The sequence below is a fragment of the Streptomyces boluensis genome, from assembly GCF_009908195.1.
In the GTDB taxonomy this organism is placed as follows: domain Bacteria; phylum Actinomycetota; class Actinomycetes; order Streptomycetales; family Streptomycetaceae; genus Streptomyces; species Streptomyces boluensis.
In genome coordinates, this window is sequence record NZ_JAAAHS010000680.1 from 1 (window position 1) to 1,739 (window position 1,739).

At 75.1% G+C, this 1,739-nt stretch carries 2 protein-coding genes; both read right to left on the minus strand.

Translation table 11 applies throughout. From position 1 onward, the window contains the following. Nucleotides 1-590, minus strand: a 590-nt coding sequence (locus GUY60_RS37385) for an NAD(P)-dependent oxidoreductase (RefSeq protein WP_312866575.1), incomplete at its 3' end; no start/stop codon positions are given. 96 nt (nt 591-686) lie between these two features. Further along, nucleotides 687-1,676, minus strand: coding sequence for a LacI family DNA-binding transcriptional regulator (locus GUY60_RS37390; RefSeq protein ID WP_161705949.1), 990 nt, complete (start codon nt 1,674-1,676; stop codon nt 687-689). Between the last annotated feature and the right edge of the window lie 63 nt (nt 1,677-1,739).

Below are 1,739 nucleotides of genomic sequence, written 5' to 3' on the forward strand. Positions count from 1 at the left end.
GCCCAGTCCAGGCCCTCGGCCGCGGCGTCCGTGGAGCCGCTGCCGGTGACGGCGATACCGCGGGTGCCGAAGGCACCGAAGCGCTGCCAGGCGATCCGTCCGATGTGGCCGAAGCCGATGAACCCGGTGGTGGACCCGGCGAGGGAGTCCCGCCAGGGGGCGGCGGGATCGTACGCGGGGGTGTCCCACGTGCCGCGGCGCAGGGCGGCGTCCTGGGTGAGGAAGCCGCGGTGCAGGAGGACGGCCGAGGCGAGGGCGTACTCGGCGATGGAGTTCTCGTGGTGGTGGGTGTTGGCGACGACCGTGCCGGGCGGCAGGGCGGCGGTGTCGATCCCGTCGGTGCCCGCACCGGCGGCGTGCACGAGGCGCAGGTTCTTGCCCGCGGCGGCGACGGGCGCGGGGCACTGACCGGCGACCAGCACATCGGCGTCGGCGACGGCGGCTTCCACGGCGGCCGGGTCCCGCGGGTCGGGCCAGGAGACGGCGGCGCCTTCGGGGAGTTGGGCCTCGATGCGTTCCCGCTGCGACAGGATGCTGGGGTCGGCGACGACGACGCGCAGGGCATGGGTGTGCAGGGCATGGGTGTTCACAGGTGCGGCCCTTCTGAGCTGAACTTGCCGGGGATTGCCGGGACTTGCTGGTACTTGCCGAGCGGCGTGCGGGTCTACGACGCGTGGGGTGCGGGTCTACGACGCGTGGGGTGCGGGCCCGGTGGTGTCGCGTACGACGAGTTGGGTGGGGAGCGTCACGGTGCGCGGGGTGGCGCGGGCGCCGCCGAGGGAGAGTTCGAGGAGGTCGATGGCCTCGCCCCCGGCGCGTTCCATCGGTACGGCGACCGTGGTCAGGGCGGGCTGGGCGATCTCGGCGAAGGGGATGCCGTCCACGCCGACGACGCTGAGGTCCTCGGGTACGCGGGCGCCCAGGGCGCGGGCCCCGGCGACGACACCGAGGGCCATCGGGTCGTTGTGGGTGAGCACGGCGGTGGCCCCGGTGGCGAGGACGCTGGCCGCGGCGGCCTTGCCGCCCTCGTACGTCTGCGCCTGCCAGCCGAGCGGTACGAGGTCGAGCCCGGCCTCCTTGGCGGCGGTGCGGGCGAGTTCGACGCGCTCGCGGTTGAGGCGGGACCGGCGCTCGCCCTGTACGTACGCGAGCCGGCGGTGGCCGAGGGCGGCGAGGTGCTCGCAGGCCTGGCGCACCCCGTCGGCGGTGTCGGTGAGCACGCAGTCGGCGCCGGGCGCTTCGCGGTTGACGAGGACGACGGGGGTGGAGCCGCACAGTTCGAGGAGTTCGTCGGTCTCCAGCCAGGGGGTGCAGAGCAGCAACCCGTCGGCGCGGTCGCGGAGTTGGGTGATGACCTCGCGCTCGCGTTCGGGGCGGAAGTCGGTGTCGGCGAGGACGACGGTGGTGTGCCGGTGCCGCCCGGCCGCCTGGGCCGCCTTGACGAAGACGCCGAAGAGGGGGTGGGCGATGTCGGGGACCACCACGGCCACGGTGGCGCCCTGCGGGCTCGCGGCCGTGGGGCGGGCCGCGACCGGGTTGTAGCCCAGCTCCTGAGCGGCCGTCAGAACCTTGCGGAGCGTGCCGGGCCCGAGCCGTGCCGGGTCGCTGTAGGCGCGGGACGCGGTCGAGAGCGCGACCCCGGCCTGCCTGGCCACATCGGTGAGCGTCGCCGCCAACGGTCCACCCCCACGGTGCACTTGGCCCGGCCTGCGCCGGGGCGCCGCCGGTCATCGGTGACC